Source organism: Hymenobacter mucosus (assembly GCF_900188255.1).
Taxonomy (GTDB): Bacteria; Bacteroidota; Bacteroidia; order Cytophagales; family Hymenobacteraceae; genus Hymenobacter; species Hymenobacter mucosus.
Genome location: NZ_FZNS01000002.1, coordinates 234,962 through 258,528, shown reverse-complemented (window position 1 = coordinate 258,528; position 23,567 = coordinate 234,962). Strand labels below are relative to the sequence as shown.

20 protein-coding genes are annotated in these 23,567 nt (G+C 55.3%); 13 read left to right on the top strand and 7 right to left on the bottom strand.

The annotated features are described in order from the left end of the window. Nucleotides 1-33: 33 nt before the first annotated feature. On the top strand, nt 34-162 hold the full coding sequence (locus CHB83_RS24195; RefSeq protein WP_262490726.1) for a hypothetical protein: 129 nt from the start codon (nt 34-36) through the stop codon (nt 160-162). Here the strand turns inward: CHB83_RS24195 and CHB83_RS05020 are convergent. The 4 genes from CHB83_RS05020 to CHB83_RS05010 all read right to left on the bottom strand — a co-directional run bounded on the left by CHB83_RS05020 (nt 139) and on the right by CHB83_RS05010 (nt 4,739). Continuing rightward, nucleotides 139-582 carry a hypothetical protein gene (locus CHB83_RS05020; RefSeq protein WP_045687868.1) on the bottom strand — a complete coding sequence of 148 codons (444 nt, stop codon included), beginning with the start codon at nt 580-582 and terminating at the stop codon, nt 139-141. The two genes, CHB83_RS24195 and CHB83_RS05020, sit on opposite strands and share 24 nt — an antisense overlap. Nucleotides 583-612: 30 nt before the next feature. Continuing rightward, a complete protein-coding gene (scpA, locus tag CHB83_RS05015; protein WP_089331881.1) occupies nt 613-2,748 on the bottom strand; it encodes a methylmalonyl-CoA mutase in 2,136 nt (711 codons plus the stop codon). Nucleotides 2,749-2,820: 72 nt separating this feature from the next. Further along, entirely contained in the window at nt 2,821-2,955 is a 135-nt protein-coding gene (locus tag CHB83_RS24190; protein WP_262490725.1) for a hypothetical protein, read from the bottom strand. Between the two features lie 5 nt (nt 2,956-2,960). After that, nucleotides 2,961-4,739, bottom strand: coding sequence for a methylmalonyl-CoA mutase family protein (locus CHB83_RS05010; RefSeq protein WP_089331880.1), 1,779 nt, complete (start codon nt 4,737-4,739; stop codon nt 2,961-2,963). Between the two features lie 125 nt (nt 4,740-4,864). On the opposite strand from CHB83_RS05010, the gene CHB83_RS05005 reads away from it, so the two are divergent. The 4 genes from CHB83_RS05005 to dnaA all read left to right on the top strand — a co-directional run bounded on the left by CHB83_RS05005 (nt 4,865) and on the right by dnaA (nt 9,710). Further along, a complete protein-coding gene (locus tag CHB83_RS05005; RefSeq protein WP_089331879.1) occupies nt 4,865-6,124 on the top strand; it encodes a porin family protein in 1,260 nt (419 codons plus the stop codon). Between the two features lie 161 nt (nt 6,125-6,285). Continuing rightward, nucleotides 6,286-7,041, top strand: coding sequence for a 5'-nucleotidase C-terminal domain-containing protein (locus CHB83_RS05000; RefSeq protein ID WP_045687865.1), 756 nt, complete (start codon nt 6,286-6,288; stop codon nt 7,039-7,041). A gap of 106 nt (nt 7,042-7,147) precedes the next feature. After that, nucleotides 7,148-8,074: a bifunctional metallophosphatase/5'-nucleotidase gene (locus CHB83_RS04995; protein WP_089331878.1), complete on the top strand. Its 927-nt coding sequence runs from the start codon at nt 7,148-7,150 to the stop codon at nt 8,072-8,074. A 142-nt stretch (nt 8,075-8,216) separates the two neighbouring features. Beyond that, complete coding sequence (dnaA, locus tag CHB83_RS04990; protein ID WP_045687863.1) at nt 8,217-9,710, top strand: chromosomal replication initiator protein DnaA; 1,494 nt, start codon at nt 8,217-8,219, stop codon at nt 9,708-9,710. Between the two features lie 76 nt (nt 9,711-9,786). On the opposite strand, the gene CHB83_RS04985 is transcribed toward dnaA, so the two are convergent. Both CHB83_RS04985 and CHB83_RS04980 read right to left on the bottom strand, forming a co-directional pair. After that, complete coding sequence (locus CHB83_RS04985) at nt 9,787-10,275, bottom strand: hypothetical protein (protein ID WP_143437001.1); 489 nt, start codon at nt 10,273-10,275, stop codon at nt 9,787-9,789. Between the two features lie 227 nt (nt 10,276-10,502). Next, nucleotides 10,503-10,931 carry an OsmC family peroxiredoxin gene (locus CHB83_RS04980; RefSeq protein ID WP_045687861.1) on the bottom strand — a complete coding sequence of 143 codons (429 nt, stop codon included), beginning with the start codon at nt 10,929-10,931 and terminating at the stop codon, nt 10,503-10,505. 177 nt (nt 10,932-11,108) lie between these two features. On the opposite strand from CHB83_RS04980, the gene CHB83_RS04975 reads away from it, so the two are divergent. The 7 genes from CHB83_RS04975 (at nt 11,109) to CHB83_RS04945 (ending at nt 18,403) form a co-directional block, all read left to right on the top strand. Beyond that, nucleotides 11,109-12,602 (top strand): GH3 auxin-responsive promoter family protein, encoded by a 1,494-nt coding sequence (locus tag CHB83_RS04975; protein WP_089331877.1) that lies wholly within the window; start codon nt 11,109-11,111, stop codon nt 12,600-12,602. A gap of 225 nt (nt 12,603-12,827) precedes the next feature. Then, nucleotides 12,828-13,295 carry a hypothetical protein gene (locus tag CHB83_RS04970; RefSeq protein ID WP_089331876.1) on the top strand — a complete coding sequence of 156 codons (468 nt, stop codon included), beginning with the start codon at nt 12,828-12,830 and terminating at the stop codon, nt 13,293-13,295. A 42-nt stretch (nt 13,296-13,337) separates the two neighbouring features. Next, a complete protein-coding gene (locus CHB83_RS04965) occupies nt 13,338-14,183 on the top strand; it encodes an endonuclease/exonuclease/phosphatase family protein (protein ID WP_089331875.1) in 846 nt (281 codons plus the stop codon). A gap of 21 nt (nt 14,184-14,204) precedes the next feature. After that, complete coding sequence (locus CHB83_RS04960) at nt 14,205-14,669, top strand: 3-oxoacyl-ACP synthase (RefSeq protein ID WP_089331874.1); 465 nt, start codon at nt 14,205-14,207, stop codon at nt 14,667-14,669. Between the two features lie 470 nt (nt 14,670-15,139). Further along, nucleotides 15,140-16,312: a 1-deoxy-D-xylulose-5-phosphate reductoisomerase gene (locus CHB83_RS04955; protein ID WP_045687857.1), complete on the top strand. Its 1,173-nt coding sequence runs from the start codon at nt 15,140-15,142 to the stop codon at nt 16,310-16,312. 132 nt (nt 16,313-16,444) lie between these two features. Beyond that, on the top strand, nt 16,445-17,788 hold the full coding sequence (rseP, locus tag CHB83_RS04950; RefSeq protein ID WP_045687856.1) for an RIP metalloprotease RseP: 1,344 nt from the start codon (nt 16,445-16,447) through the stop codon (nt 17,786-17,788). Between the two features lie 96 nt (nt 17,789-17,884). Next, complete coding sequence (locus CHB83_RS04945; RefSeq protein WP_045687855.1) at nt 17,885-18,403, top strand: DUF6702 family protein; 519 nt, start codon at nt 17,885-17,887, stop codon at nt 18,401-18,403. Nucleotides 18,404-18,645: 242 nt separating this feature from the next. On the opposite strand, the gene CHB83_RS04940 is transcribed toward CHB83_RS04945, so the two are convergent. Continuing rightward, nucleotides 18,646-20,661 carry an OmpA family protein gene (locus CHB83_RS04940; RefSeq protein ID WP_245855285.1) on the bottom strand — a complete coding sequence of 672 codons (2,016 nt, stop codon included), beginning with the start codon at nt 20,659-20,661 and terminating at the stop codon, nt 18,646-18,648. A 285-nt stretch (nt 20,662-20,946) separates the two neighbouring features. Between CHB83_RS04940 and lon the strand changes: the two genes are divergently transcribed. Continuing rightward, complete coding sequence (lon, locus tag CHB83_RS04935; RefSeq protein WP_245855284.1) at nt 20,947-23,451, top strand: endopeptidase La; 2,505 nt, start codon at nt 20,947-20,949, stop codon at nt 23,449-23,451. The last annotated feature ends 116 nt before the right edge of the window (nt 23,452-23,567 follow it).

Sequence of the window (23,567 nt, the reverse complement as noted above, 5' to 3'; positions counted from 1 at the left end):
CCATCGATATAGTAGGCTACCACTACATAGACTGTGGAGCATTTTGAATCGTTGAATCAGGAATCGTCATTTACCAAAACTGCCCGCTGGAGCCGGGCGTCCGGCCCCAGCGGGCAGCAAATCATTGGGGGCACGTTCCTAGCTGATGCGGGCACTATCTAGCTGCGTGGCTGCCACTACTGAATCGGGTAGCTGCGTGTGGCGCAGTAGCTTGGCCAGGGGCTCGGGTAGGTCACGCAGCAGTAGCGGCCGAAGCGGCCGGGCTACTAAGTGGTAACGTGTATCGGCGCGCTCGTGGAGGCGGGTTTTCTCGAAGGAAAACAACCCACGCCGTGCGTAGCGAGCAAAGCTCTGGTAGCTGCTGGCTTCCTCGGCGCCATCGGCTACTTCGGCCGCCACCGCCGAGTCGGTTTCCGGCAGCGTCAGAAAATACAGGTGCAACTCTAGCAGCGCCTCCTGGGAAGCTGCCACCGACTCTGGCAGTATCCCGCCGCCGGACGCTACATGCAGGATATGCCCGTTGCTGTCCGTGGCAAACCAATCAATATCTGCGTCCTCCTGGTCTATTTCGTCAATGCGCATCTTGTTTGAGCACCTAGTGCTTTTTTCTGTCTACTCTCCCAATTTCCCCAATATCTCCTGAGCGGCCACGGCAATTACCGTTCCTGGTCCGTACACGCCGGCTACGCCGGCATCGTAGAGAAATTGATAGTCTTGAGCGGGGATAACGCCACCGGCAATGACGAGGATGTCTTCGCGGCCGAGCTGCCGTAGCTCCTCAATGAGCTGCGGAATCAGGGTTTTGTGACCAGCGGCAAGGCTGCTCACGCCTACTACGTGCACGTCGTTTTCGGCCGCTTGGCGGGCTACCTCGTCGGGGGTTTGGAAGAGGGGGGCAATGTCCACGTCGAAGCCTACGTCGGCGAAGGAGGTAGCAATAATCTTGGAGCCCCGGTCGTGGCCGTCCTGGCCCATTTTGGCCACCATCATGCGGGGGCGGCGGCCTTCTTTGGCGGCAAAGTCGTCGGCCGCTTGGCGGGCCTTGGCAAATTCCTGGTCGTAGTCCATTTCCTGGGAGTACACGCCCGACACGGTACGGATAGTGGCTTGGTGGCGGCCATATACGGCTTCCAGCGCATCGGAAATTTCGCCGAGAGTAGCGCGCAGGCGGGCGGCATCTACCGCCAAAGTCAGCAGGTTATTGGTGCCGGAGCGGGCAGCTTCCGTGAGGGCGGCTAGGGCCTGCTGCACGGCTTCAGTGTCGCGCTCGGCTTTGATTTGGTTGAGGCGCGCAATCTGGGACTCTCGTACGGCGGCATTGTCGATGTCGAGGATTTCTATTTGCGCCTCCTGGGCCTGCTGCTCCTCAGTCAGGCGGAAGCGGTTTACGCCCACAATCACCTCCTTGCCCGCATCAATGCGGGCCTGCTTGCGGGCCGCAGCTTCCTCAATGCGCAGCTTGGGTAGGCCAGTTTCAATAGCCTTGGCCATGCCGCCTAGTTCTTCTACTTCCTGAATCAGGGCCCAGGCCTTATTGGCTAGCTCGTGGGTGAGGGTTTCCACGTAGTAGGAGCCGCCCCAGGGGTCCACCACGCGGGTAATATCGGTTTCGTGCTGGAGGTAGAGCTGGGTGTTGCGGGCAATGCGGGCCGAGAAGTCGGTTGGCAGCGCAATGGCCTCGTCGAGGGCGTTGGTGTGCAAGCTTTGGGTGCCACCCAGGGCCGCGGCCAGCGCCTCAATGGTGGTGCGGGCTACGTTATTGAAGGGGTCCTGCTCGGTGAGGGAGTAGCCCGAAGTTTGGCAGTGCGTGCGCAACGCCAACGACTTCGGGTTTTCAGCCCCAAACTGCTTGATGAGCTTGGCCCACAGCAGGCGGCCAGCTCGTAGCTTGGCAATTTCCATGAAGTGGTTCATGCCAATGGCCCAGAAAAACGATAGGCGCGGCGCAAACTGGTCGATGGTCATACCGGCCTTTAGGCCAGCGCGCACGTACTCCACCCCGTCGGCCAGGGTGTACGCCAGCTCCAAGTCGGCGGTGGCTCCGGCTTCCTGCATGTGGTAGCCCGAGATGCTGATGGAGTTGAAGCGCGGCATGTGCTTGGCCGTGTAGCTGAAGATGTCGGCAATGATGCGCATGCTCGGCTCAGGCGGGTAGATGTAGGTGTTGCGCACCATGAACTCCTTCAGAATATCGTTCTGAATGGTGCCCGATAGCTTCTCTGGGCTTACACCTTGTTCTTCCGCCGCCACAATGTAAAAGGCCATTACCGGTAGCACTGCCCCGTTCATGGTCATGCTCACCGACATCTGATCCAAGGGAATCTGGTCGAAAAGCACCTTCATATCTTCTACCGAGTCGATGGCCACGCCGGCCTTGCCCACGTCGCCGACCACGCGCGGATGGTCGGAATCGTAGCCCCGGTGGGTTGCCAGGTCAAACGCTACCGACAGACCCTTTTGCCCGCCCGCCAGGTTGCGCCGATAAAAAGCATTGGACTCTTCCGCCGTTGAGAAGCCCGCGTACTGCCGAATGGTCCACGGGTTTTGCACGTACATAGTGCTGTAGGGGCCACGCAGGTAGGGGGCCTGCCCCGCGCCAAAGCCCAGGTGGTCGAGGTACTGCACATCCTGCGGCGTGTAGAACTCTCTTAGCTCAATGCCTTCGGGCGTGTTGGTTGTAGGTGCATCAACGGGCGGAGCCGGCAGCTGCGCGGCATCGTAGGCTATCTGAGAAAAGTCGGGCTTCATCGGAATTGGTGGGTGGTAGCGGGTACTGGGAAGCAGTGGAAGGGTAGGGGCTGCTTGGAAAAGTAGTGGAGCCTAGTGCTGGAAGTAATACGCAAACTCCCCTATACTCTTACCAAATTGAAAAATGAAGTAAGCTGACAGTGCAACTAGCGCGGCCTTGCCAAGCTGGCTATTTAGCACGTGCAGCAGGTGAGTAGAAGTACGCATGAGACTTACTTTTTTCCTTGCAAACGCGCCAGCACGTCCTCCGTACTGTACCCCTGAACGGTAAACTCTCGGAAGCCGAAAATGCGGATGGCCTCCTGCATAGTAGGCAGATCGGAAGTGAGTAACACGGGTGGCACAAATTCTGGCTCATCAATGGGCACATGGCTAACAGCCCGCGACAAGCGTCCGAATTGCTCGGGGGTAGCGTACATTAGCGTAGCCTCCTCCGCGGAGGAAAACAGTACCGACAGCGTACCATCGGGGTGGGCCTCGCGCAACTCTGGGCGTTCCTGGTCCGGCAGGGTCCGCAGAAACGACTCTAGAATATGCTGATTGGTATGCGCGCCCAGCAATACCATAGCAGCCCGTTTCCGTTGCTTCTCGCGGCGGTCGAAGTGCATGGCCGTAGCGAGGCGCAGTACTTCGGTAGGGTAGGTGGCGCGGGTGCTGTCAAACTCACGGCTGCGCAGCAGGCGCTTGGGATTATAGTCGAACTGCTCGTTAGGGTTTTGGAAGCGGTTGGTGCCTACCACCACATGCTCGCCGGTAGCAATGCGCCGGAACTGTGCCTGAGCAGCAGCGTGCAGTTCCTGTAGCACTAGGCCCGTAGCTTGGGGCAAACCACCCGCTGCTTGCACCTTCTGAAACAAGGCCCACCCTTCACGCGCCAGTTGGTCGGTGAGGGTTTCGAGGTAGTAGGAGCCCGCGGCCGGGTCCTGCACCCGGTCGAGATATGCTTCCTCGCGCAGGAGCACCGGCAGGTTCCGAGCCAGACGCTCAGCTAGCTCGTTGGGGGCGTGAATCAGGCTGTCGAAGGTGCCTACGCTGATGGTATTGGCCCCGCCCAGCACGGCGCTCATGGCCTCGGTAGTCACCCGCAGCAGGTTGGTATGCGGATCAAGGGTAGTCTGACTCCAGGAGGATGTACTAGCAAAGATGGGTATTTCCAGCGCTACTTCTGTAGGTACTCCGTAGGCTTGCACCAAGGTGGCAAACAGCCGCCGTAGCGCACGCAGCTTGGCTATTTCAAAAAAGTAGTTGGGGTTGATGCTTATGTGCACCTGCAAGGCCCGCGCTACCATCTCTACCGGCAACTCGTGGATCGGCAACTCACTTAGTAGGGCCGCTGCGGTGGATAAGGCAAAGGCAAGCTGCTGAGTAGCCGTAGCACCCCGGTTGGCGTAGTAAGCAGCATCTATTCCCAAGGTCTGGAACTCTGGCCACGCTTGGCTGAGCGCTACGGCCGTTCGTAAATCCTGAAACTGTGCTGGTAAATCGGGCACGCGGCACGTAACGGGGTCAAACTGCAGAAAGCCGCGCGGCGTAGCCTCCGTAGCTTGCAGGCGCCGCAAGAATTCCGCCGCCCCCCGTCGAACAGTGTAGCCTACGTAGGTGAGCTGCAGCGGAAGGTGCAGATGCAGGTAGTCCACGTCGAAATCGGCCGCCGAAGTCAGCACGAAATGGGCACCATCGGCCCCGCGTTCTAAAGCCGCCGCGGCCCGGTCGATGGCGGCGTGGCCCCGATCGTCGGCGGACACGCTGTAAGTAGGCACATTGCGCCAATGCCCCTGGGCCCGCACTTGTGGAACGGGTGCGCCACCCAAAGCATCCAGCGCCTCGCGGTGGTAGAAAGGCGCAAGGGTAAAGCCCTCGGGCGTATGCCACGCGAGGGCACTTGGGTCCTGCCCTTTCAGGTCGCGTTGGATGCGCTCCTGCCACTGGGTAGTGGTAAGAGGCGTAAATTCAGGAAAAGAAACAGACGCGGAAAGCGGCGTATCGGCCATACTACGGCGGGGTGGGGGTGGAAAACAAGCGGTAGAAACCGCCCTAAAGATACCGTTTCGGGGCTACAAAGCTGCCTCGTATTTGGAGGGTGGTACTTTCCTCAGATACCTTTTGCCCATCTCGGATGCCTGTTATCCACCTTCACTTATCAGTTAGCCTGTACGTGTTACGTAATACCCTTATTGGAGCCTTGCTGCTCATGTCCGTCCCAGCCCTGCCTCAAACTAATTTCAAACCCGGTTATGTGCTCCCGCTCTCTGGTGATACGCTGCGGGGCCAAGTAGACTCCCGCGGCGAACGGCGCAACGCCACAGTATGCCGCTTTCGGCCTTCTTCCGACGCTGCCGTCACAGAATATACGCCAGCGCAGCTGCGTGGCTACGGCTTTACTAGTGGCCGCGAGTATCAAAGCCAAACGTTACCAACTGCCGGCAAAACCCAAGTGTTTGTGCAGGCTCTAGTGGTCGGAAAGACATCTCTGTACCGCTACGCCGACCAGGATGATACGGAGTTTTACTACGCCCAGGCGGCGCCCGGAACTGCCTTACTACCCTTGGTTCAGAGCGATACTACTGTTGTGGAGTATAATCAACAGACACACGCCGAGACAAAGACCCGTACCAGAGTATATCCATTCCGTAACGTGCTCTGGACCATAATGGCAGATTGCCCAGCGGTGCAGACTACCCTCACGCGGACGGAATTGGCCGAATCACAATTGGTAAAAGTTTTCTCCGCATACAACGTTTGCAAGGGAGGAGAACAACGTGTAACTCAACGTCCGAAAACTCGCTTACGGTTTGCAGTATTAGGCGGCGGTTATCAGGCAGATGTAGACTTCAACGGTAACATAGAAAAGGAGCTACATTCCTCCATGCGCCCCTCCTACGGGATAGGTATTCAACTTCATCCGGGCAGCTTCAACCAGCATCTTTCTATTGTAGCACAGGCAATTTATGTAGAACAAGAGTATAGTGCTGCCTATACCGGAACGGGTAGCTTAGGGAGTGGGTATGAGCGAACTTTGCAAGTAAACTTGTCTTCCGTGAGGGTGCCCTTGCTTTTGCGTTATAGCCTAACAAGGGGGCCAGTTCGCCCCTACATTCAAGGTGGAGGAGTGTTTGCAGTGCATACCAAGCATGAGGGCCAAGAAACAGATTATTACCCCCGCTTCTCTAGTCAAGTAACTACTACCCCCCTTGACTTGCGCGCGTACGGCACCGGACTTACAGTAGGCTTAGGCGTGCTGATTTCTACGGGGCAAGCTGGTGACATCAACCTCGAAGCCCGCCTGGATAGTTTTGATAGCACTTCTCAATCGTCTGGTCTGCTCTCGGGTGCCCGGGGCCTATCACTACTGGCGGGCTACACCTTCGGAAAATAGCCTGCTCCGCATCTTTTTCACAGGACAAGGCCGGGCATTTTTATGCTCGGCCTTGCTGTTTGTGCACGCCTCAGCACCAAGTTGCGGCCATAACCCCGCTGCAACTCCGGCCACGCTAGTGTACCTTTGTGGTCTGCCCTCACTCGATTGGTCCTGATCTGATGCACTTCCTTCGTTCTCGCGTAGCGGCTTTCAGCCTGCTTACAGCCATAGCGCTGGCCCCGGCCTGTCAGCGTGGTACCTATTACCAGCCTACGGCCCAGTTGGCCCCGGTTACGGCCCAGCCCGTTGGCAAATCTATTCCCGAAGACCCCACGGCTGCGGCTACCATTGCTCCCTACCGTCAGCGCGTAACGGAGCAGATGACGGCCGTACTGGGAACGGCTCCGGTAGCAATTGTGAAAAGCAATGGGGAGTCGCCCCTGAGTAATTTCGTGGCCGATATCCAACGGGTACGCGCCAGCAAAGAACTTGGTAAACCCATAGACCTAGGAGTAATGACTAATGGGGGCCTGCGCGCCCCCATTCCTGCGGGTCAAGTAACGCTAGGGTCCATCTTCGAGTTAATGCCCTTTGAGAATGAGCTAGTTGTGCTTGATGCCCCCGGCGTGGTAGTGCAGCAATTGTTCGACTTTGCGGCCCGCGTAAAAATGCCCATCTCTGGGGCAGTGTATACGGCAGCCGATGGTAAGCCCCAGGATGTTCGCATCAACGGCCAGCCTTTTGATATTACGCGCACATACACCGTGGCCATTTCCGACTACCTAGCGGGTGGCGGCGACAATATGACGTTCCTGAAAGTTATCAGACCCCGTGGTACGGGCGTGCTGCTGCGCAACGCTATTGCCGAGTACATTCGGGAGCAAACTGCCCAGGGCAAACCTATTCAAGCCAGCGTCGAAGGACGGGTAAAATAAGGCGTTGCATCGTTGGCGTAGAGTGTAACCGGGAGCCTGCCATCGGTTCGCCAGTTTCCAACCCAACAAACAGCGCAGCATATCAACTCCTCAAGAAATCAACACCGTGGACCGTCGCGAATTTCTGAAACATACAGGTTTAGGCGCCGCCGGCATTGCCCTACTAGGTACTAGCCTGCCCGCTGTGGCCGCCGATGCCAAAGCTACCCGCCTCACTATTCTGCATACCAACGACATGCACTCCCGCATTGAGCCCTTCCCCGACAATGCGGCGCAGTGGGCTGGTATGGGGGGGATGGCACGGCGAGCTTCCCTTATTGAGCAGATCCGAAAGGAAGAGCTAAACGTGCTACTGCTAGATTCTGGCGACATCTGGCAGGGCACGCCCTACTTCAACTTCTTCATGGGGGAGCTTGAGTACAAGCTGATGAGCCAGATGAAGTACGACGCCAGCACCCTTGGTAACCACGACTTCGACAATGGCTTGGAAGGGTTGCAGAAGCAACTGCCCAATGCATCGTTTCCGTTTCTGATTGCCAACTACGACTTCTCAGATACTAATATGGCGGGCAAGTTTCAGCCCTATAAAGTGTTTGATAAGCAAGGGATTCGGGTTGGGGTATTTGGGTTGGGCATTGAACTAGCAGGGTTGGTAGCCGACAAAAACTTTGGCGCCACGAAGTATCTGGATCCTATTGCTACGGCCAATGCTATGGTAGCCAAGCTGCGCGGCCCCGAGAAGTGCGATTTGGTTATTTGCCTTTCCCACCTGGGCTACAAATACCAGGGGCCGAAGGTCGATGACTTCAAGCTGGCGGCGGGTGCTCCCGGCATTGATCTGATACTAGGCGGCCACACCCACACGTTCTTGGAAAAGCCCGATGCCGTAGACGGTCCTAACGGGCATCGTACCCTGATCAACCAAGTAGGTTGGTCGGGTATTAATCTCGGCCGTCTCGACTACTCGTTTGCGCGGGGTAGCCGCCGTCCAGCGGTGGCTATGACTTCGGTTGTTCCTGTGCGCGAAGCGTAAAAAGCAAGAGGATGGGGCGTTTTTTTGTCTCCTGACTTTTCCACATTTTTGTCTCCCCCTAAAAAAAACGGCCCTCTCCTGGACCGTGGCCGGCCTTCTTTTCTCCTCACCCTGCACCTGTTGCTGTTGCCCTAATTGATTGATGCTGAAGGATTGCCGAACCGTATGGGCCAACTGTCTTCGCGTCATCAAGGCAAACATTGGTGAGCAGAGCTTCAAGACGTGGTTTCAGCCCATCGTCCCGGTTCAGCTCCACAATAACGTCTTGATTATTCAGGTACCCAGCCAATTTTTCTATGAATGGCTGGAGGAGCATTATGTCAATGAGCTAAAGAAGGCCATCTACCAGGAGCTAGGGCCGGATGGGCGGCTGGAGTACAGCATCGTGGTCGATCAGGGCAATGCTCAAACGAAGCCGCGTACCCTTAACCTTCCTACTTCGCGCAAGGCTACCGGCCCGGCCCCAGTGGCCACACCCGCCGCGGCGCTGGCTGATGGGCCCATGTCGTCCTCGGCGCGCAACGTGGCCGCCGCTGCCGCGGCACCTGCCCCCCAGGCTACTCTGCGCAACCCATTTGAGGCTAGTAAGGGAATCGACCGGAACTACTTACACTCCCAGCTCAACCACAGTTATACCTTCGAAAACTACATTGAAGGGGACTGTAACCGTCTTTCGCGGTCGGCAGGCTTGGCTGTGGCCAACAAGCCGGGCACTACCTCCTTTAACCCGCTGATGATTTACGGAGGGGTAGGCTTGGGTAAGACCCACTTGGTGCAAGCCATCGGCAACCACATCAAGGCCACCAACGCCGATAAGTTTGTGCTCTACGTTTCGGCGGAGAAGTTTACCAACCAGTTTATCGAGAGCTTGCGCTCCAATGCGGTGCAGGACTTCGCCAACTTTTACTTGCTGGTTGATATTCTCATTCTGGACGACGTGCAGTTCCTATCGGGTAAGGATAAGACGCAGGAGATGTTCTTTCACATCTTCAACCACCTGCACCAAGCGGGCAAGCAGATTGTCATGACCTCGGACCGGCCTCCGCGCGATTTGATTGGGCTGGAGGACCGCTTGTTGTCGCGCTTTAAGTGGGGCCTGACGGCCGACTTGCAAAGTCCCGACTTCGAGACGCGCATGGCTATTATCCAGAATAAAATGCAGCAGGATGGCATTGACATCCCGCCGCAGGTAGTGGAGTATCTGGCCCATTCCGTAAACACCAACGTGCGTGAGCTGGAAGGGGTACTTATTTCGCTAGTGGCCCAAAGTAGCCTCAACCGGCGCGAGATTGACTTGGAAATGGCCAAGCAGGCTCTACGTCACATTATTGAGGAGGTAGAAGCCGAAGTAAATATTGACTACATCCAGAAAACCTGCGCCGAATACTTCGGTGTGCCACTGGATTTACTCAAGGCCAAAACCCGCAAGAAAGAAGTGGTGACGGCCCGGCAGGTAGCCATGTACTTCGTGAAGGAGCACACCACGCACTCCCTAAAAAGCATTGGGCACCACTTCGGCGGCCGCGACCATACTACGGTAATCCATTCCGTACAAACGGTTTCTGACCTTATTGACTCCGATAAAAGCTTCCGGTCCACTATTCAGGAGCTGCGCAAGAAGTTTGCGGGTAAGTAAGCTAGTAGCAACACTAAGGCTCACAAAAAAGCCCTCACTTACGCAAGTGAGGGCTTTTTTGTGAGCTCAAGAACGCTTAGCTGGTAGCTTGCGTGTCGCGCAGGGGAATGTTGTGCTTGGCCGCAAAGGTGCGCACCTGTTCGCGCAAGGCGCGCTTACGCTTAAGACCTTTTACCTGGCGCAAACTCAGGGCATAAGTACCGCCTTCTGCAAGTTGCACCCGCAGCTGCTGAGGTACCAGTTCCAGAGAGGAAATGTTTTCGGCTGGGAAGGCTTGCTTAGGACGGAACAGGCCGTCTTTGTGCACAATGTAGGCGGGGGTAAACTCAAGGTAGCTCTGGGTGCCAAACACGGGCGCGTTGTGCACCAGCACGTAGCCTACATACACTAGGCTAAACACCAGGAACACATAGTGCAGAAAATGCATGTCGCTGGCTCCTTCGCCCGTTGCGATGAGGGCAATAGTATAGCCAATCCAGAGCAACCCCAGGAATAACTGGCCCAGAAAGGGGATGCGCTGCGTGTTGGCGGGTTGGAGACGAATGCGAGTAGAAGCTGGAGGCATACGGGTGTAGTGGCGGTAAGTCAGGTTCAAAGATAGAACTTCGGACGCTACTCAAAGACACATGAGTGCTAGGGAATGCACGGGAGGGCAGCCACCGAGGGCATGCTAGTCCCTTTTATGCCATACGCACCTACTTAAGCAGCAGCTATACACTAATCAGAAAAAGCCCGCATTACTGGCTGCTAGCTAGTAGATGCGGGCTTAGTAGGCAGCAACAGCTACCGGTTTTACTTGAGGGTAACGGAGGCCAACTCCATTTCTGGTACAGCTTTTAGCAGAACCGAGATGGGACAGTTGTCTTTGGCTTTCTCCGCGTACTGCTGGAACTCTTCGGCCGAGATGCCTTCTACTTCACCCTCTGTAGTAAGAGCAATTTTTACCACCTTGGGCACCTCACCCGAGGTATCCAGCGTCACCTTCGACTCGGTGCGGATTTGCTTGACTTGCTTGCCATCCTTGGTTAGGATGCTGGTCAGGAACATGGTGTAGCAGCCGGCGTGGGCCGCGCCAATAAGCTCCTCAGGGTTGGTGCCTTTCTGGCCCTCGAAGCGTGCACCTACTGAATACGGGGCTTTTACGGTGCCGCTCTGGGTAGAAATTTCGCCGCTGCCTTTGATGTCGCCGTTCCAAACGGCATTGCCACGTTGGTTAATCATGAGTAAAAAATATGGAGTGTAAGAGATGACGTGTGACCTAGTACGGCCGAGGTTGGGGAATGGATGAACTCTTGGTGGCTATGCCCCTAATTTTGCTAGAAGCGTACCTTTGGTTTACCTGCTTGGTTCGAGGTAGGCCATGAAGTTCTCATTATCCTTACTGCGCTGTCTGATCATATGGGTCTGAAATCCTCTCTCAGTAGGCCGCTGGCCGCCTACGTTGCGCACCGCTACCGCCAGTGGCAGCAAGACCCCATTGGTACCCAGCAGCGAGTAGTGCGCGAGCTACTAACCCAAGGCGCCCGCACGGCCTTCGGGCGCGACCATGACCTAGGCAGCGCCCGCACGGCACAGGACCTAGCTGCTCGCGTTCCTGTCCGCGACTACGAGGCCCTGAGTCCGTATTTCGACCGCGTGAAAGCGGGGGAGCCTGATGTGCTGTGGCCCGGTAAACCCCTGTACCTCGCCAAAACCAGCGGTACCACCAGCGGCGCCAAGTATATTCCCATCACCAAGGAGAGCATCGCTAACCACATTGACGGAGCCCGAGACGCACTTCTGCACTACGTGCACCGCACCGGTAAAAGCCAGTTTCTGGATGGGAAGCTCATTTTCCTATCGGGCAGTCCGGAGCTGGAAACCGTGGGCGGTATTCACACGGGGCGCCTGTCGGGTATTGCCAATCATCACGTGCCGGCCTATCTGCGCCGCAACCAGATGCCCAGCTACCAGACCAATATCATTGAGGATTGGGAGACGAAGCTGGACCGCATTGTGGAAGAAACGCTACCCCAGCCCATGACCCTGATTTCGGGGATTCCGCCTTGGGTGCAAATGTACTTCGACCGCCTAGTGGCCCGCACCGGCCGGCCCGTGGGGGAAGTATTCCCGCAGTTCGACTTGTTTGTATACGGGGGCGTCAACTTCGAGCCCTACCGCAAGAAGCTCTTCGATACCATTGGTCGCCCAGTGGACAGCATTGAGTTGTTTCCTGCTTCCGAAGGTTTCCTAGCTTTCCAGGACGAGCCCGGCAACCCGGGCATGCTGCTGCTGCTTGATGCGGGTATCTTCTTTGAATTTATTCCGGCTGAGCGGTTCTTCGAGCCCAACCCACCTCGCCTGACGCTGGCCGACGTGGAGCTGGACCAGCAGTACGCTCTCGTGCTGAACTCCAATGCCGGCCTTTGGGGCTACAGCATCGGCGACACGGTGCGGTTCACTCAAAAATACCCTTTCCGGGTGGTTGTGTCGGGGCGTATCAAGCACTTTCTCTCTGCCTTCGGAGAGCACGTAATTGGCGAGGAAGTAGAGCAAGCGCTGCGCGAGGCCATGCAGCAACACCCCGAGGTAGAGGTAGTAGAATTCACCGTTGCGCCGCGCGTCAGCGACGACCCGGCCGTGCCGTCCCGCCACGAGTGGCTCATTGAGTTTGCCCAGCCTCCTCACGACGCTGCCGCTTTTGCCGCCGCCCTGGATACGGGCCTGCGCCGCCGCAACGTTTACTACGATGATTTGCTTAGCGGCAATATCTTGGCTCCGCTGCAGCTTACGGCGTTGTCGGCCGGAGCCTTCCAGCGCTACATGAAAAGCTTGGGCAAGCTAGGAGGCCAAAACAAAGTACCCCGCCTCAGCAACGATAGGGGAGTCGCAGACGGCTTACATAATAGCTAACTATGCGTGAAGAAAAGCTTTCTGTATCAGCCGGGGTAGTAGCTTTGACTGCCCTACTAGCCGCCGTCTTCTTCCAGGCGCACTCAAGAATAGCATGCTCAATTGCTGCAAGAAGAGTGGTAGCCTACCTTTTGGGAGCGTTGGCCTGGCTTCAGTGTGGTGGATCTGCTAATAGCCCGTCTGTAGTGGGGCTTTTCTAGGTGCGGCTTTTTCTGCTGGTAGTGTATGCGCCTTGCCTTCGACCTCGATAACACCCTAGTCCGCAATAACCATAATTTTCCACTCGAACAGCCGCGCTGGCCGCTACTGTCGCGCTTGCTCGGTGAGGAAGGTCTACGCCAAGGAATGGCGCGAGCCGCTGGTCTATGTCGGGCTCATGGATTAGAAATATGGGTGTATACAACTTCTTACCGCAGCGTGTGGCATATTCGGCGGCTATTCTGGCTACATGGTATCTGCCTAGATGGCGTCGTCAACCAGCAGCGTCACAACCGTGAGGTGCGAGTACGATGCACCAAGTACCCACCTACGTTCGGGATTACTCTGCTTGTAGATGATTCAGAAGGAGTGCGACTGGAAGGGGAGCCTTACGGGTTTCGGGTGGTAGTAGTGCAGCCCGAGGACTTGAACTGGGTAAACACTGTGCAAGCTGCCGTGCAACGCCTCGCAAAGGAAAACACGGCAGAAAGTTAGATAAGCGTAATTTGACCCCGCTTTCATCTTCCAAACCTACCTATGCGTCTGCTTTTCCTTATCCTGCTAAGTGCTCTGCTTGTGAGCCAGCAAACCGTTGCTCAAAAAGCCGAGCTGCCCCTGCGTGTTGCTACCTACAACCTGCGCCTGAACGTGGCCAGCGACGGAGTAAATGCTTGGCCTAACCGCAAGGACATGGTTAAAAACTTGGTGCGCTACCACAACTTTGATGTGTTTGGTACCCAGGAGGGGTTTCGTGGCCAACTCAACGACGTAGCCGAGCTATCGGAATACGCCTTTGTAGGGAGTGGACGCGACGACGGTAAGGAAGCCGGTGAGCACTCGGCTATTTTCTACCGTAAGAGCCGCTTAAAAATGCTGCAAACCGGTGACTTTTGGCTTAGCCAAACGCCCAATCAGCCGTCCAAGGGCTGGGACGCCACGTGCTGTAACCGCATTTGTACGTGGGCCAAGTTTCAGGATTTGAAAACCAAGCAAGAGTTCTTTTTCTTCAGCGTGCACTTCGACCACGAAGGCATAGAGGCCCGGCGCCAATCGGGCAAGCTAATGGTGCAGAAGATCAAAGAAATTGCGAAGAACGCTCCCGTTATCTGCACCGGCGACTTCAACTCTACCCCTGACACGGAGCAGATCCAAACTATGCAGACGCTATTGACCGACACGTACCGAAGCACCAAGCGGCCCGCGTACGGCCCGGTAGGCACCTTCACTGGCTTCAAGCTGGATGCGCCCCTAACTGACCGCATCGACTACATTTTTGTCAGCAAAGAGTACGCGGTGCTCACCTACGGCGTCCTAACTGATTCTCTGCGCGGCCTCTACCCCTCCGACCACTTTCCGGTGGTGGCTGACGTAGTACTACGCTAACCCGCTTTTCTCTTTCTTGCTATGGCCGGCCCAGACCAGCTACTCAAATCCCGCCTCCATGCTGCTTGCCTAGCCTACGTGCAGGAACGCATAGAAGCATGCCAGGCAGCCATCAACGCCGCCCAAGAATCGGCCAACTCTGAAACCAAGAGCAGCGCCGGCGACAAATATGAAACCGGCCGCGCTATGGCGCAGAACGAGCGGGACCGGAACAAAGTACAGCTTCACCAGGCCCAGCAGCTACAAGGCGAGTTGCAGCGCATCCTGCCCGAACTGCCCTGCGACACGGTGCGGCCCGGCGCCTTGGTACACACCAGTATGGGCCAGTTCTACATCAGCATCAGTGCTGGCAAACTGATAGTAGAGGGGCGAGACTATTTCGCCGTATCGGCTGCCGCACCGGTAGCCGCGGCCCTGGCTGGCAAACGGGCTGGGGAGCAAGCCATGTTTAATGGGAAGTCAGTGCAGGTTCTGTCAGTTCAATAAAGTAGGGTATGCAAAGACAGGCTTGCGCTTAGTACTCATGTGCTTTGCTTCTATTGCTGGGGCTCAAACTCAACATTAGCTGAATGCAAAGCATGCAAAACCTATCAGGCTTCCGATTAGCGACTCAATCCTCTTTACAACGCGTGCTAAAGTTGTACGCTACAGATACCAATTTTCTGAAGCCCTTCAGAGCATCGCAAATAGCGTGGTTACAATATAGGGATGCGTAAGAAGAAGCACTGTTCCTAGCTTAGCCTGACCAAACCAAGGGCTTCACCTGTGGCTCCATCTGCCCAACGGATAGCTGCCAGGTGCTAGTCAAGCTAACAGCAGTTCGTAATGAGGGGCTTCGTGGTTGGGTAAAGGGAATGGAAGAAGCAGATGTATGTAACGGCTCGGTCAGGAATAAGAAGTAAGGCAACTGATGAGGCTTCGTGTAACTTTGTCCTAGTCCCGCCTCTTCCTATTCTATGCCCGATTTCATTCCTAAGCGTCTTACCCTACTTGGTTCTACCGGTTCCATCGGTACTCAAGCTCTGGACGTAGTGCGTGCCCAACCCGGCAAGTTTACCATTACGGCCCTCTCGGCCCAGTCGAACGCCGACTTACTAATACAGCAGGCCCGCGAGTTTCGGCCCGCCGCCGTGGTTATTGGCGACGAAGCCAAGTATGCCGTTGTGAAAGCAGCTCTAGCCAGCCAGCCCGACACGGAAGTTCTAACTGGTGCCGCTGCCCTTGCCGACGTTGCGGGCCGCGACGATGTGGACGTGGTGCTGACGGCTATGGTAGGATACGCGGGTTTGCTGCCTACGGTGCGCGCCATTCGGGCCGGCAAAACCATTGCCCTCGCCAATAAGGAAACCCTAGTCGTGGCCGGTCAGCTCATCACAGAACTAGTGAAGGAGCACGGAGTAGGCCTATACCCCGTTGATTCCGAGCACTCGGCTATTTTTCAGTGCTTAGTAGGGGAGGAACAAAACCCTATTGAAAAGATCATTCTGACGGCATCTGGTGGGCCTTTCCGCGGGCGTACGGCGGCTCAGCTAGCCCAAGTAACCAAGGCCCAGGCTCTCAAACATCCTAACTGGGACATGGGCGCCAAAATCACCATCGACTCGGCATCTCTCATGAACAAAGGCCTGGAGGTGATTGAGGCTAAGTGGCTGTTTGGGTTGCGCGATGACCAAATTGATGTAGTGGTGCATCCACAAAGCATCATTCACTCCTTAGTGCAGTTCGAAGACGGGTCCTTGAAAGCCCAACTTGGTCTGCCCGATATGAAGCTGCCCATTCAGTACGCCCTCGGTTACCCACAACGGCTGCCGTCGAGCTTCCCGCGCTTTTCCTTTCTCGACTACCCCCAGCTTACCTTCGAGCAGCCCGACACCTCCGCTTTCCGCAATCTAGCCTTGGCTTTTGGGGCCATGCGGCAGGCTGGCAACGCGCCCTGCGTGTTAAATGCAGCCAACGAAGTAGCCGTGGCTGCTTTTCTACGCGATGAAATTGGCTTCCTCGAAATGTCGGATGTAGTAGAAACCAGCCTCGCGCGGGTTTCGTACCTTGCCTCCCCAACCCTCGACGACTACGTGCAAACCGACTACGAAACCCGACGGGTGGCGCAGGAGCTGGTAGGCCGTGGCTGACACAGTGGCCGAAATGCCGCTGGCCGGGGCACTGTCGTTCCGTTCGGTGCGTTGTTTGTAGCGCTGGTAGTTGGGCATTGCGCTGTCTATCACCTGCTCCCCCTTACTTAATCACCTCATTACCCTATTTCGTTGGAAGGACTAAACATGGCCGGGCAGATGCTGCTGGGTCTTTCTCTTCTGGTGGGCCTGCACGAGTTCGGACACTTTGCAACTGCCAAATACTTTAAAATTCGGGTCGATAAGTTCTATATCTTCTTCGACTTCCTATTTCCATTGCCTGGGGTGATGAACTTCGCCCTATTCAAGAAAAAAATCGGTGAGACGGAGTATGGTCTGGGCTGGTTCCCGCTGGGTGGCTACGTAGCCATCCACGGCATGATCGACGAAACGCAGGATGCCGAAAGCCTAGCTGCTGAGCCTCAGCCAAACGAGTTTCGGGCAAAGCCAGCCTGGCAGCGCCTGATTGTGATGCTGGGCGGTATTATCATGAACGTCATCACGGGCATCGTCATCTTCACCTTCCTCACGTACACCCAAGGCGAAAGCTACCTGCCCGCGTCGGAAGTGCGCTACGGTATAGCTCCCAACAAGCTGGGTAAAGAGATTGGCTTCCAGCCCGGCGACAGAATCGTAAAAATCAACGGCCGTCCGTTTGAGGAGTTCAACGATGTGTATAGCCCCGATGTAATTCTGGGGAACAATGCCTACTACACCGTGGACCGCAATGGGCAACTCGTGGATGTACCCGTGCCTAACAACTTCATGGACCGCCTTACCGACCAAGGTGAGGAAGCGTTTGTGCTGGCTCGGTCGCCCTTCGTGGTCGAGTCGGTAGAAGCAGGCACTCCGGCTTCCAAAGGCGGCCTAAAAGCAGAAGATAAGATTCTCCAGGTTGGCTCGCAGAAAGTTGGGTTCTTCCATGAATTGCAACAGACGCTTCGCACCTACGCTGGTAAGAAAACCACGGTGCTAGTAGAGCGAGCGGGCCAGACAGTTCCCCTGCCTATGACGGTAACGCCGGAAGGCACGCTTGGCTTCCACCCACGTTTGCTGTTGCACGAATCGGTGCGGCACTATTCGTTGGCTAGCTCGGTGCCAGTAGGGGCCAAGAATGCTTTTGCCGTTATTACCGGTCAAATCAAAGGATTTGCTAAGATTTTCCGCGGAGAGGCTTCCTTCAGCAAGTCAGTAGGTGGCCCAGTTGAAATTGCAAAGCAGTACGGAGGTAAGTGGAACTGGATTCGGTTCTGGACGCTGACGGGTATGCTTTCCATGGTGCTGGCCTTCATGAATCTGCTGCCGATTCCTGCCCTTGATGGGGGCCACGTGTTGTTCCTACTCTACGAAATGGTAGCAGGCCGCAAGCCCTCAGATAGATTTTTGGAAAATGCGCAAAAGGTAGGCATGTTCCTGATTCTAAGTCTGATGGCCTACGTGTTAATTATTAAGCAAATCATCAACTTCTTCCAGTAGTTACTAATAGGTGCCTGGAACTGTTCTTGTGTAAAGCCGTGTCCCTGCAAAGTGGCACGGCTTTTCTACTACCCTAGCCCACCCGTACGAACCCCGATGAACCGACTACCGAATTTTTCCGGCCGCTGGCTTCTGCTGGCGGGGCTATTGTTGCTGTTGCGCCTTCCGGCAGTAGCGCATCCTTACCACGCCAGCATTATGGAGCTGCGGTACAATGCACAAAAGCTTCAACTTGAAATAGCCCTGAAGGTGTTTTCTGATGATTTCGAACAGGCTTTGTCCAAAGGCCAGCCTACCATCATCAGTTTCGATAAAACGCCCAAGGCACAACTACATGCGCTGGTTACACAGGTGCTGCGTCGCTCGGTGCAGTTCGGCACCAAGCCAGGGGAGGCGTTGCCTTTGACCTTGCTTGGCATTCAGCACGAAAATGATGCTCAGTGGCTGTACTTCAGCGTGAAGCTGCCAAAGCCTACGCAACGTCTTACCCTACGTCATTCCCTCTTGCTTGACACTTTCCCCGACCAGATGAACGTCGTCAACCTCGAGGCCGGTAAGAAGAAAGAAACCACCTTGTTCCGGGAAGGTGAAGAGGTGCGAGAGTTAGCATGGTAGTCACTACTACGCGTTGCGTAGATAGACGTGGGTAGCGAGGAACAGCAGCCAGGGCAGAAACAGCTCTGGACTAGCGGCAAATTTTGTCCAGAGCAGTTTCCTTCAGAAAAAAGAACTGGGTTACTACAATTGTTGACGGGGTAGGGTGAAAACAACGAAGCAACTGGAACGGTGCTTCTCGCAAGGTATAAAAGCTCCACCACTAGCAGCCTCCAGAACAGACGTTCCTTCTTGGGCGCTCATTACCAATTGCCACTGCCGTTTTCCTTCTGCTCGCCGCCTTCCGGTTTGATTAAGCGAAACTCTACGCGGCGGTTGGTACGGGCATCTTCAGTGGTTACCTCCTCCTTGAGTGGCTGGGTACTGCCGTAGCCCATACTCTCGATGCGGTTGGGTTTAAGCTTTCCCTTCTGCTCAATGTAGCGGCGGATAGCCTCCGCACGGTCCTGCGAAAGGGTCATGTTAAAGTCTGGGTCGCCCTTGGAGTCAGTGTGGCCCGAAATGTTCAGGCGAAAGGTGGGGTGGTCAACTAGGAACACGGCAATGCGGTCCAGGATAGGTTGCATGGCCGGGCGGATGTTGGCCTTATCTTGGTCGAACTCGATGTTCTGAAAAATGAGCGGCAGTTTGTAGTCAATCGAGTTGGTCATCAGCTTCATCACGGTGTCGCCCTGCAACGCAAACTTTTTCTCTACGCTGAAAAAGTCCGGGCTTTGAATCAGCATGACGTAGTGCGAGCCTTCAATCAGATCGAAATCAAAGGAGCCGTCGGGCCGCAGGTATTTGCTGGCAACCTCAATTCCATTGTCGGTGTCGATGATGCTGACCATGCCGTTGAGGGGCTTTTGGCTTACAGAATCTACTAGCAGCCCCTCTACGTGGGTGGTAGCTAGTGGCTGAGCTTCCATTGGCAACGGGAAAGAATAGAGGTCGAGGTTTTTCATCTCCTTCTCTTCTGAGCGGGCATAGTATAAGCTCTTGGAGTCGGCGTCAATGGTGAAGTAGTATTCCGATCCTTTCCCGTTTACCAGCGGCCCAATATTGATGGGTTCCTGCCAGCGCCCACGCACCCGGTACGTTTTATAGATGTCGAAGTCGCCGAAGTTGAGCAGCTGCCCCCGCGACGAGAAGTAGAGTACGTGGTAGAGTGGATGATAGAACGGGCTTACTTCACTTTCCCGCGTATTCACCGTTGGGCCCAGGTTTTGGGCGCGGCTCCACTGTCCATTCTTCTGCCGTACTGTAAACCAGATATCCGATAAGCCAAATCCCCCCAATCGGTCTGAGGCGAAGTACAGCGTATCCTCACCGGGCGATAATGTGGGTTGGGAGTCCCAGGCAACAGAATTAACGTTGGCGCCCAAGCTCTTGGGCGTGGTCCACTGCCCATCTTTAAATGTGGTAGTATACAGGTCGCAGTTGCCATGGCAGGTAGGACATTCACACCGGGCGAAGAAGAGGGTTTTGCCGTCCTTGCTCACGCATGCCGAGCCTTCATTGTAGGTAGAGTTAATGGGTTTAGGTAGCGGTTCTGCTTCCGTCCACACGTCATTTTCCCGCCGGGCCATGTACAAATCCTCATCTACCACGGCATGAATGCCGCGCATTTTGCGCTTCGAGGTAAAGATGAGCTGGTCGGCATCTGAACTCAAAGTGGGACCATAGTCTTCCACTTTTGAGTTGATAGCGTCACCCATGGTTGTGTAAACTCCTTTGGGCGGCTTAAACGACGCAATATTTTTGCGATATTCTACCACGTCATAGTATACCTTCAGCGGAACGTACAGTTCCGCTTGTTTCTGCTCCAGCGAATCGTAGTACAACTGTACCTTTTTCAGATCTTGGCGCCGGTGCTTAAGGGCCAGCCGGTAGTAGGCCTTGGCGCGGTCCTCATTGCCCGTCTTCTCCCAGAGCTGCCCTAAGCGCCAAAGCAGGTTAGTGTCTTTGTAAAAGTTCTCAATACCGAATTGGCTCACGTACGCTTCTAGCAGGTTGCGGGCAGCCGGATAATTTCTGCGCTTTTCAGCCTTGGTAATGGCTTTTAAGGCCTTTTTATCGTGGAAGTAGGCTATACGGTTGATGTTGGCAAACATAGGAGTGGCATCCACCCGAAAGCGAGCTTGCCGCACTACCTTGGCCGTAAGCTTGCGCTGAGCTGTGGGCATTCCACTTTTTTGCTGCGCTACTATAGTAGGTGAAAATGCCAGCGCTAGTAGGAACACTAGGCCGGAAATAAGCAAACGAGTAAAGCGAAGCATAACGAAATAAGGCACGGATGCGGTGGGGAGTACCGGCGCGTCGAGCATCAAAAATAGGAATTTTTTGATGCTATTACATGTCTGATTGTTACTGTCAGTCTCACTAGCTTTGGGCCTGCACGTGCCGCGTTGGCCGACTCGCTCGCGCAAATTACCAGCGTCCTTTAGTGGCACGGCACTTGCCCAATCCGTATCTTCGGAAGCCCTATCTCTATCAGAGGTCCTCGCTGGGGTTTTTGCCTGTCAATCTGGCACTCCGGTTTTTCTGCTTCCGCCCCTCTGCCCATGAGCCAATCCGATTCGCCTACCATTCCTTTCTCTCAAGTTCTGTTGATGTCCGAAGACCCCGCCGAAATGGTGTCCATTGTGGCTGCCGACCCCGACCAGCCACTCAGTCCTGAAGATGCACCTACGCAGCTGCCCCTGCTGCCCGTACGCAATACTGTGCTTTTTCCGGGGGTAGTATTGCCCGTTACCGTAACGCGCAAGAAGAGCATCCGGCTAGTACGAAAGGCGTACCGCGGCAATAAGATTGTGGGAGTAGTAGCGCAGAAAAACGGCCAGAGCGACGACCCTACTTTACAGGACTTGTACCAGGTAGGCACTATGGCCAAGATCCTGAAGCTGCTAGTACTGCCCGATGGCAACACGACCATTATTATCCAAGGGCAGTCACGCTTCACGATTGAGGAGGAAACCCAGCATACACCCTACCTCACGGCTCGCGTGCGGTACACTCCCGAAATTTTCCCCAACAAGAAATCCAAGGAAGTGAAGGCCTTGGTGTCGTCGCTGAAGGAAGCTGCGGCCAAGATGCTCAAGCTGAACCCGGAAATTCCGCAGGAGGCGCAAATGGCCCTCGATAATATTGAGTCGCCCTCGTTTCTGACCCACTTTTTGTCTTCCAACATCAATGTGGAAGTAAGCATCAAGCAGGGCCTGCTGGAAACCAACGATGGGATGGAGCGCGGAACGCAGTTGCTGGAGCTGATGATGAAGGAGATTCAGCTGCTGGAAATCAAACGCGAAATTCAGACCAAAGTCCACACAGATATTGATCAGCAGCAGCGCGACTATTTCCTGCGTCAGCAGATCAAGGTGCTCCAAGACGAGCTCGGCTTTGACGGACCCGACCAGGAAGTAGAAAAGCTGCGCCAGCGCGCTAAAAGCAAGAAGTGGCCCGAAACCGTAGCCAAGCACTTCGAGAAAGAGGTAGACAAACTCACCCGCATTAATCCCCAGGCGGCCGAATATCCAGTAAGCGTGAACTACGTGGAATTTCTGCTGGATTTACCCTGGGGTGAGTATACCAAGGACAACTTCAACCTGAAGCGTACCAAGAAAATCCTCGACGATGACCACTACGGCATGGAGAAGGTAAAGGAGCGCATCATTGAGTACTTGGCTGTGCTTAAGCTAAAGCAGGACATGAAGGCGCCTATTTTGTGCCTCTATGGCCCTCCTGGCGTGGGCAAGACTTCTCTTGGACGCTCCATTTCTAAAGCGCTGGGGCGCAAATACGTGCGTATGAGCCTAGGAGGCGTGCGCGACGAGGCCGAAATCCGGGGACACCGCAAAACGTACGTCGGGGCTATGCCGGGGCGTATTGTGTCTCAGATTAAGAAAGCAGGTGTTTCCAATCCCGTAATAGTCCTCGATGAAATAGACAAAATTGCCACGGACTTCCGCGGCGACCCTTCTTCCGCTTTACTTGAGGTACTGGACCCGGAGCAAAATTCCACCTTTACCGATAACTACCTAGAGGTAGAGTACGACCTCTCGAAAGTGCTGTTTATAGCTACTGCCAATTCACTGGAGACAATTCAGCCGGCACTGCGCGACCGAATGGAAATCATTGACTTGACGGGCTACACGCTGGAGGAGAAAACCCAGATTGCCAAGAAGCACCTGTGGCCCAAGCTTCTGCACGAGCATGGCCTCGGCCCTAAAGACTCAGGTATTACCAGCGGGGCCTTGCAGCGTGTTATTGATGACTACACACGTGAATCGGGCGTGCGGAGCTTAGAGCGCAAGCTGGGAGCCGTGGTGCGCAATGTGGCGAAGAGCAAAGCCATGAAGGAGCCCTTTCCTGCTACCCTAGAACCAAAAGATGTAACGCGTATTCTAGGTGCGGCCATCTTCGACCGCGACCAGTACCAGGATAACGAAACAGCGGGCGTCGTAACTGGCTTGGCCTGGACCTCCGTTGGGGGCGACATTCTATTTATTGAAAGTCTACTCAGTCGGGGCCGAGGTAAGCTCACGCTGTCGGGGCAGTTGGGCGACGTAATGAAGGAATCAGCTATTACGGCCTTGAGCTATCTGCGCAGCCGAGCCGAAGAGTTGGGTATCGACTACCGCCTCTTTGATCAGTACGACTTGCATATTCACTTCCCCGAGGGTGCGGTGCCCAAAGACGGCCCTAGTGCCGGTATTGCCATTTTTACCAGCATTGCCTCTGTCTTCACGCAACGCAAGATTCGTAGCCACTTGGCTATGACAGGCGAGATTACTCTACGGGGCAAGGTATTGCCAGTGGGAGGTATTAAGGAAAAAATACTGGCTGCTAAGCGGGCCGGAGTAAAGCATATCATTCTGTGCCAAAAGAACCGGAAGGACATCGACGAAATATCGGCCGACTACCTTAAGGACCTCACTATTCACTACGCCGACCGCGTTGATGATGTGCTAGAAGTAGCACTACTTAACGAAAAAGTAGCCCATCCCATCAAGCTGATTGTGCGCGATGAGGTGCCGCCTCTACCAGTTGCCAGCGTGGAAGTGCAGTAAACAGCTCAGCTTCTGGCTTCAGCCCCCAAAAGGACCGTCATGCTTCAATACTAGGTAGCAGGGCGGTCTTTTTTTGCGCTCGGTACTATATAATAAAACCCAAACTGCTGACGTCC

Bases quoted from the DNA above. Each gene is read 5' to 3' on its own strand.
- CHB83_RS05020 (WP_045687868.1), bottom strand. From the start codon at position 582: ATGCGCATTGACGAAATAGACCAGGAGGACGCAGATATTGATTGGTTT.
- scpA (WP_089331881.1), bottom strand. From the start codon at position 2,748: ATGAAGCCCGACTTTTCTCAGATAGCCTACGATGCCGCGCAGCTGCCG.
- CHB83_RS24190 (WP_262490725.1), bottom strand. From the start codon at position 2,955: ATGCGTACTTCTACTCACCTGCTGCACGTGCTAAATAGCCAGCTTGGC.
- CHB83_RS05010 (WP_089331880.1), bottom strand. From the start codon at position 4,739: ATGGCCGATACGCCGCTTTCCGCGTCTGTTTCTTTTCCTGAATTTACG.
- CHB83_RS05005 (WP_089331879.1), top strand. From the start codon at position 4,865: ATGCCTGTTATCCACCTTCACTTATCAGTTAGCCTGTACGTGTTACGT.
- CHB83_RS05000 (WP_045687865.1), top strand. From the start codon at position 6,286: ATGCACTTCCTTCGTTCTCGCGTAGCGGCTTTCAGCCTGCTTACAGCC.
- dnaA (WP_045687863.1), top strand. From the start codon at position 8,217: ATGCTGAAGGATTGCCGAACCGTATGGGCCAACTGTCTTCGCGTCATC.
- CHB83_RS04985 (WP_143437001.1), bottom strand. From the start codon at position 10,275: ATGCCTCCAGCTTCTACTCGCATTCGTCTCCAACCCGCCAACACGCAG.
- CHB83_RS04980 (WP_045687861.1), bottom strand. From the start codon at position 10,931: ATGATTAACCAACGTGGCAATGCCGTTTGGAACGGCGACATCAAAGGC.
- CHB83_RS04975 (WP_089331877.1), top strand. From the start codon at position 11,109: ATGGGTCTGAAATCCTCTCTCAGTAGGCCGCTGGCCGCCTACGTTGCG.
- CHB83_RS04970 (WP_089331876.1), top strand. From the start codon at position 12,828: ATGCGCCTTGCCTTCGACCTCGATAACACCCTAGTCCGCAATAACCAT.
- CHB83_RS04965 (WP_089331875.1), top strand. From the start codon at position 13,338: ATGCGTCTGCTTTTCCTTATCCTGCTAAGTGCTCTGCTTGTGAGCCAG.
- CHB83_RS04960 (WP_089331874.1), top strand. From the start codon at position 14,205: ATGGCCGGCCCAGACCAGCTACTCAAATCCCGCCTCCATGCTGCTTGC.
- CHB83_RS04955 (WP_045687857.1), top strand. From the start codon at position 15,140: ATGCCCGATTTCATTCCTAAGCGTCTTACCCTACTTGGTTCTACCGGT.
- CHB83_RS04945 (WP_045687855.1), top strand. From the start codon at position 17,885: ATGAACCGACTACCGAATTTTTCCGGCCGCTGGCTTCTGCTGGCGGGG.
- CHB83_RS04940 (WP_245855285.1), bottom strand. From the start codon at position 20,661: ATGCTTCGCTTTACTCGTTTGCTTATTTCCGGCCTAGTGTTCCTACTA.
- lon (WP_245855284.1), top strand. From the start codon at position 20,947: ATGAGCCAATCCGATTCGCCTACCATTCCTTTCTCTCAAGTTCTGTTG.